This is a genomic window from Winogradskyella sp. (assembly GCF_013213975.1).
GTDB lineage: Bacteria > Bacteroidota > Bacteroidia > Flavobacteriales > Flavobacteriaceae > Winogradskyella.
Genome location: NZ_JABSST010000121.1, coordinates 1 through 6,192, shown reverse-complemented (window position 1 = coordinate 6,192; position 6,192 = coordinate 1). Strand labels below are relative to the sequence as shown.

Genomic DNA, 6,192 nt, shown 5'->3' with positions numbered 1-6,192 from the left:
ATCACCACTAACAAGAACATATTCAATCTTACCTGCATTGTAAAGTGCTACGGTAGCATCTATCCGATATAAATAGAACAGGTTGATGTTTCCACTTGCTACATATTTACCAGTACCTAAAAGTAGTCCAACTTTGTTTTTAGGGATGCTATCAACGTTTTCGAAATTAAGATGATTAGTTTTATAATTAATCCAGTGGTAAGTAGCAATAACACTAAATGTAATGAGAATAATTATGAGCATTATAATTTTGATTTTTTTCATGCCATACTAAGGTTGAGATTTTGGATTTCTGCTTTTGAAAAAATAGCAGCTCTGAGGTCTGAAATAGATACGTTTAATAGCTTTTTGTAGTCGAAATGATGAAACGGATGAGCACGTTTTCCTATTTTGTAAGACTTAAAATAATAGTCATAATAGTCTGGTAATATGGCAACACCAAGGATTATAGCACCATACAGATATGGACTGCGTTTACCATTGCCATAGCAAAGGCATTGTAAAGCAATTTCGTCTTCTACTTTAGTGCTATAGCCACAAAGCACATGATAGCAATCGTGACGTTCAACTTTTGGAATTAATTCAAAATCATTTTTTTCTAAGAATAAGCCAAGGTGTCTTCCGAAGGTAGGTTCAGGAAGTTGTAGTAAATCGGCTTTAGTAATATTCCAACTTTCGTGCGTTTTAAACAATGACGTGTATACGCGCTGTGAATGTTCGAACAACCAAATGATAAGTTGTTTTCTTTGGTGCTTCAAATATTTAAAAAGGGTGTTCATGGTAGATGGGTTTGATTTGGTTCAACGGCAAAATCGGTGATTTTCTTTTTGTAAGATTTAAGTTCGCCTCTCCAAATAAGAAGGGCAATGACATGTACAATAGCGAAATAGTATATTGCGACATAACTAAAATCTAGTAGTTCAATAATGTAAATTGACAAAGCAGTCAAGATGATAATATAACAGGGGAAATACTTTTTGAATACAGCATATTTATCCTTGGTATCAGTAACTAACCAAAATATTAAGGATATACTCAGTCGTACAAAAACAAAAGTTAATGACACCGTAATTAGTAATACTATAAACACAAAAGCTTCCATGGTTACAGATCTATAGTTTAAAATTATCGTACTGCCATTCTTGCCAAGAATTGTTTTCTAATTCAAGCATATAGTTGTAGTATTTGTTTTCAATTCTACTTGCATGCTCTGCACTAAGCTCATTTTGATCAAGTTGCTCTTTAAGTAGAAGTGTATTGTTATCAGATAGCTCAATGAGGTATGGCACATCCATGGATTTGGCATAGTTGAAATTATAATGAGTGATTTGATAATCCCAATTCACTAGGCTTGATATGATTAAAACAAAAAATGCTACTTTGGTATTTAATCTTATCAAGTACCAAATGTTTTTAATGGTATTAATTTTATTAAGAGTTGTGACTAAACCAGTTATTGCAAGGATGAGATAAATTAAAACACCAATGCGCTTGTAGGTAAGACCAAAGTAATAGATGTATTGTCCATTTTTAACTGCGATACTCAATACCAGTAGGATGTTTAATAATATCCAAGTAAAGGCTAAACGCTTTACTATGGCATTTTCTTTGTGAAAATTAAGATCTCCGCGGAATACGTACAATAAAATGATGATAGCAACGACAATGGATGCAATAAGAGCATTAATACCACTGTGAACTTGCTCAGAAAAGACAGAAGCTCTTATGTCTAGGTTTGTTAAAATAAAAGTAACGTCGGTGATTAGAAAAATGACAATCAAAACGTTGAGCATTGCAATAAGAATGATGCCTAATTGATTTTCCTTTTTGAGCTTTGGAATTGAAAATTTAGAGGTTTTTAAAAGCGAATTTCCAAGAGCAATATCTTCAGAAGTTGCAGGCTCTACAATTACAGGTTGATAGATGTTTGAAAATAGATAATAACCTAATCCTGCAAAAAGTACCCATTGAATATTAAAAAAGCTGAAATCGATTTTGTTAATAAGCTCACTGAATAGCTGATTTCCATTTTGATAAAGCCCTATAAATATAATTACAATGATACTAGGAATAATGATGATTTTAGCGAGGTGTAAATAGTCAATATCTGTTTTTGGTTCTACACTCTGCGTCGTTTCATTAATGGCAAAGTTGCGATGAAACCAGCCTGCAATAGTAGTGTAGAGTCCATTGAGCCAATTGACATAAATTGACGTTTTATTTTGGGATAATCTACCAATCAATGTAAAAAAGGCGACTAAATTTGCCATAATGGTCAGGCTTGAATCATGAAAGAAAACAGCGATTCCAGTCCCTAAGTACAAGGCAGTATAGAAAATAGCGTCTTTAGTTTTGAAATCATTTTTATTATTAATGAATAAAATGATTACGGTGAGTACACTAAATATACATAAGTTGAGTCCAATACTTTTTTCGTAGAATAGTGTGCTGAACAAGACTGCTGCAATAAATAATATAACTTTCTTCATTTAGATATATTTAAAGTACTTTGAAAAACAAAGTAAATAGTTAAAAAAATAGTTTATGTCTTTTTAATTAATTTTTCTAAAGCTTCAATATGCTTTTTAAACTCTGCCTTTCCAAGTTTTGTAGCACTATACCTTGTGTTAGGTTTTCGACCTATAAATTGCTTTTCTACCAAGATATATTCCGCCTTCTCTAGAGCTTTGGTGTGACTGGCTAAATTACCATCAGTTGCTCCTAAGAGTTCCTTTAGTGTATTAAAATCAGCATACTCATTTACCATAAGAATAGACATAATACCAAGTCTAATTCTATGATCAAAAAGCTTATTTATATTGGTTATTATGCTCATAATAGGTCCTGCAAAAGCAGGAATCAATTTTAGTTAGGTATAAAATCAAATTTACCACTCGTCATTATAGTATCATTTAAGATTCTAACTTTAATTATATCTTCAATTTGGTTGCCATTAGTATAATAACCAAAGGCTCGAGTTATGGTTTGACCAGTACTTTCATTTTTAAATGATAAACGATAGGTACCATCAGTATTTACCATTTTCATATTAATATTGTGTTCAATTGTTTCGCCTTTTTTAAGACTAATCATTCTATTATCTGCATCAGGCGTGATAGATAATGCTTCAATATCAAAATCACTTTCATTTGAAATTGTAAATTGTCCTTTATCTAAATCACAAGAAAATACAAGCAAGAACAAAGCTAAAATGTAAATCGTGGTTATATGTCTTTTCATTTTCTATCATATTTAAAATGCATCCAAGCTCCATAAATGATATGCATAATACCAAAGCCTATAACCCAAAGCCAAAATCCGGAGCCTGGATAGTAACTTGCAATTAGGCCTAAAACTATTTCTATGTAGCCCAAATATTTAATATCTCCAATACTATACTTTGATGCACTAACCAAGGCCAATCCATAAAAAATTAACATCAATCCTCCAGTTTGGCCATATCTTCCTTGGTCCAATATAATTAGGCAATAAATACCACCAACGACTAAAGGAATTAGAAAATTAAACAAAAGTCTGCGTGAGGAATTATCCCAGATTTTCTCGTTGTTTTGTTTTGCTTTGCGTGTTGTAAGTATTATACCAGTAATAGCACTTAGTACTGCAATCATAGCTAAAATAGCCATACACGTCCAAAAGACCCAGCCGTGAAATATATAAAGTTTACCAGCACTATGATTAATAACTAGCCAATATGCAGCAGCTGCACCTACTAGGGCATAAATCCCAGCTAAAACACCTGAAAGTCCACTCAAGGAAATAAATCTTGAGGACTTATTCATTAAATTTTTTATCTCACTGATGTCTTTTAAATAGTCTTCGCTGCTCATAATAAAAAGTACTTTGAAATACAAAGTAAGTGATTTTATTTCATTCTCACAAAATTATTTTGGTGGATATTGATTAAATTTATCTCATAACTTAAATTCAATCAGTCATGGTAACACTTTTAACAATAGCTAATCTTTGTGGAGGCATTCTACTTGGTTTGGCAACCCTTGATAAATGGGATGGAGAAAGTAACTTCTTTAATAAAATTGCAGGTGTACTTGCACCATTTCAGACACTTATTGGTGGTGCACTTGTTGTTCTAAGTCTACTTAGAATTTTTGGAGGTCATAATTGGCTTTTCAATATCACGAGCTTATTGGGTGGACTTTTATTACTCACTCATGTATTTGGTAAAGTCCCAGCTCTAGAAACAAGTTTGCGTAAACTTTCGGCAAAACTAATGCCTTTTAAAGCCATTATTGGTATTGGACTTTTAGTTATTGGGATTCTTAATCTTATTAATTAAATCTTGAATCCAGCTGAAACCTACATATTAAAGCAAGAGGAGCCTTATAAATCTATTTTAATGCAACTTCAAACCATTATTGAAGCTGTTGCTCCAGATGCCAAATTATTATATAAGTGGAAGATTCCATTCTATTATAATAATGGCATTCCCTTATGTTTCTTAAACCAATCTAAAGATTATGTTGATTTTGCATTTTGGCATTATGATAAAATGGATAAGTACGTTGACCAATTTATTGATGCCAACCGAAAATCAATACGTTCACTGCGCTTTAAAACGGTTGAAGATATTAATGACGAGATTGTGGTTTATGTCCTTCAAAAACAAGTGGAGATCAACACCAACCCTTTTAAACTTATTTTAAAACCTAAGCAGACTAAAAGGTAGATACAAGTTGTCTAATAGCTACTAAATGAGTTAATAAACTTTCTAATTTATCTAGATGTAGCATGTTTGCACCATCGCTTTTTGCATTGGCTGGATCAAAATGTGTTTCAATAAATAGACCGTCTACATTGTTAACCACACCAGCACGTGCGATGGTTTCAATCATTTCTGGACGTCCTCCAGTAACTCCCACAGACTGATTGGGTTGTTGTAAAGAATGGGTAACATCTAGAACTGTAGGTGCATATTGTCTCATGGTAGGGATTCCTCTAAAATCTACAACCATATCTTGGTAACCAAACATAGTTCCTCGGTCGGTTATCCATGCTTTTTCGTTACCTGCGTCTTTAACTTTTTGTACGGCATGTTTCATAGCTTCTGGACTCATAAATTGCCCCTTTTTAAGGTTTACAACCTTACCTGTTTTAGCTGCTGCAACAACTAGATCTGTCTGTCTTACTAAAAATGCTGGAATTTGAAGAACATCTACATATTGTGCTGCTAAGGCTGCATCAGATACTTCATGAATATCAGTGATTGTTGGTACATCAAAAGTTTCAGAAACTTTATGTAAAATCTCAAGGGCTTTTTCATCACCAATTCCTGTAAAGCTATCAATTCTACTTCGATTAGCTTTTTTGAAACTCCCTTTAAATACGTAAGGAATATTTAATTTATCAGTTATTGAAACCACCTTTTCGGCAATGCGTAAAGCCATATCTTCACCTTCTATGGCGCAAGGACCACAAAGCAAGAAGAAGTTGTTTGAATCAGAATGTTTTAACTTAGGAATAGCTACCAAATCTCGAGACTTAAATATTAAGTCGCAAAGATAGCATTTTAAAATACCTTTTTAATGCTATTCCTAATTATCCAAATCGACATAATAAAGTTGCCAATAACCAAAGCACCACCATAAAATAATAATCGTTGTGCTGATTCTGACCAGCTCACGATGCTCAATACATTGGATATGTAGGCCAAAATTAAATAGGACGATAAACACACAAAGACAATCCCTAAAGAGAAGTTGAGCTCTTTGTGAGGTTTAATTAATTGCCATAAGAATGGTATTCCAAATAAAAGAATAGGGTATGCAGACATTCCATCGCTTCTATTAATCATGGTAAACCAATAGGCAATTACAGATAAAAAATAAAGGTATGGGACGAATTTTGTGTATTTGCTAATTGTATGCATCTGTGTAATTATTAGGGTTCAGACGTAAACAGCCCAATTAGCGGTTGATAAGAAAAGGCTATTACTACTAATCTATTCTTTAACGTAAAAATAACAACCCAAATTACACTCAAAGCAAAATATAACAATTAATTAACGAAATGCGCTTATTTAGGTGTACCTTTGCGCGCTTAAAATCAGCTTCCATTATGACGAAGATTAAAAACATTGCAATCATTGCACACGTAGACCATGGAAAGACAACATTGGTCGATAAAATTATGTATCACTGTCAGTTGTTCCGTGAT

General features: G+C 32.9%; 10 protein-coding genes and 1 pseudogene. 3 read left to right on the top strand and 8 right to left on the bottom strand.

What is annotated here, in order from left to right:
- The 6 genes and pseudogenes from HRU49_RS13850 to HRU49_RS13825 all read right to left on the bottom strand — a co-directional run.
- Nucleotides 1–264, bottom strand: a pseudogene (locus HRU49_RS13850) (vancomycin high temperature exclusion protein); the annotation flags it as partial.
- The gene (locus HRU49_RS13845; RefSeq protein WP_296358177.1) at nucleotides 261–779 is read right to left on the bottom strand and encodes a Coq4 family protein; all 519 of its coding nucleotides are present in this window, start codon (nucleotides 777–779) and stop codon (nucleotides 261–263) included. The pseudogene HRU49_RS13850 and the gene HRU49_RS13845, both read right to left, overlap by 4 nt.
- A 333-nt stretch (nucleotides 780–1,112) precedes the next feature.
- A complete protein-coding gene (locus HRU49_RS13840; protein ID WP_296358175.1) occupies nucleotides 1,113–2,489 on the bottom strand; it encodes a DUF4173 domain-containing protein in 1,377 nt (458 codons plus the stop codon).
- A 53-nt stretch (nucleotides 2,490–2,542) separates the two neighbouring features.
- A complete protein-coding gene (locus HRU49_RS13835) occupies nucleotides 2,543–2,836 on the bottom strand; it encodes a transcriptional regulator (protein WP_185788458.1) in 294 nt (97 codons plus the stop codon).
- Nucleotides 2,837–2,865: 29 nt separating this feature from the next.
- On the bottom strand, nucleotides 2,866–3,240 hold the full coding sequence (locus tag HRU49_RS13830) for a hypothetical protein (RefSeq protein ID WP_296358173.1): 375 nt from the start codon (nucleotides 3,238–3,240) through the stop codon (nucleotides 2,866–2,868).
- Nucleotides 3,237–3,848, bottom strand: coding sequence for a hypothetical protein (locus HRU49_RS13825; RefSeq protein WP_296358171.1), 612 nt, complete (start codon nucleotides 3,846–3,848; stop codon nucleotides 3,237–3,239). The genes HRU49_RS13830 and HRU49_RS13825 overlap by 4 nt, the downstream gene beginning before the upstream one ends.
- A gap of 107 nt (nucleotides 3,849–3,955) precedes the next feature.
- On the opposite strand from HRU49_RS13825, the gene HRU49_RS13820 reads away from it, so the two are divergent.
- Both HRU49_RS13820 and HRU49_RS13815 read left to right on the top strand, forming a co-directional pair.
- Nucleotides 3,956–4,315, top strand: a complete 360-nt coding sequence (locus HRU49_RS13820; protein WP_296358169.1) for a hypothetical protein — start codon at nucleotides 3,956–3,958, stop codon at nucleotides 4,313–4,315.
- A gap of 3 nt (nucleotides 4,316–4,318) precedes the next feature.
- On the top strand, nucleotides 4,319–4,705 hold the full coding sequence (locus HRU49_RS13815; protein WP_296358167.1) for a DUF1801 domain-containing protein: 387 nt from the start codon (nucleotides 4,319–4,321) through the stop codon (nucleotides 4,703–4,705).
- On the opposite strand, the gene kdsA is transcribed toward HRU49_RS13815, so the two are convergent.
- The gene (gene kdsA / locus HRU49_RS13810; RefSeq protein WP_296358181.1) at nucleotides 4,695–5,498 is read right to left on the bottom strand and encodes a 3-deoxy-8-phosphooctulonate synthase; all 804 of its coding nucleotides are present in this window, start codon (nucleotides 5,496–5,498) and stop codon (nucleotides 4,695–4,697) included. The genes HRU49_RS13815 and kdsA overlap by 11 nt on opposite strands.
- 47 nt (nucleotides 5,499–5,545) lie before the next feature.
- The gene (locus HRU49_RS13805; RefSeq protein ID WP_296358165.1) at nucleotides 5,546–5,905 is read right to left on the bottom strand and encodes a hypothetical protein; all 360 of its coding nucleotides are present in this window, start codon (nucleotides 5,903–5,905) and stop codon (nucleotides 5,546–5,548) included.
- 188 nt (nucleotides 5,906–6,093) lie between these two features.
- Between HRU49_RS13805 and HRU49_RS13800 the strand changes: the two genes are divergently transcribed.
- On the top strand, nucleotides 6,094–6,192 hold a 99-nt coding region (locus tag HRU49_RS13800; protein WP_296358179.1), incomplete at its 3' end, for a GTP-binding protein.

Bases quoted from the DNA above. Each gene is read 5' to 3' on its own strand.
- HRU49_RS13845 (WP_296358177.1), bottom strand. From the start codon at position 779: ATGAACACCCTTTTTAAATATTTGAAGCACCAAAGAAAACAACTTATC.
- HRU49_RS13830 (WP_296358173.1), bottom strand. From the start codon at position 3,240: ATGAAAAGACATATAACCACGATTTACATTTTAGCTTTGTTCTTGCTT.
- HRU49_RS13805 (WP_296358165.1), bottom strand. From the start codon at position 5,905: ATGCATACAATTAGCAAATACACAAAATTCGTCCCATACCTTTATTTT.
- HRU49_RS13825 (WP_296358171.1), bottom strand. From the start codon at position 3,848: ATGAGCAGCGAAGACTATTTAAAAGACATCAGTGAGATAAAAAATTTA.
- HRU49_RS13820 (WP_296358169.1), top strand. From the start codon at position 3,956: ATGGTAACACTTTTAACAATAGCTAATCTTTGTGGAGGCATTCTACTT.
- HRU49_RS13840 (WP_296358175.1), bottom strand. From the start codon at position 2,489: ATGAAGAAAGTTATATTATTTATTGCAGCAGTCTTGTTCAGCACACTA.
- HRU49_RS13835 (WP_185788458.1), bottom strand. From the start codon at position 2,836: ATGAGCATAATAACCAATATAAATAAGCTTTTTGATCATAGAATTAGA.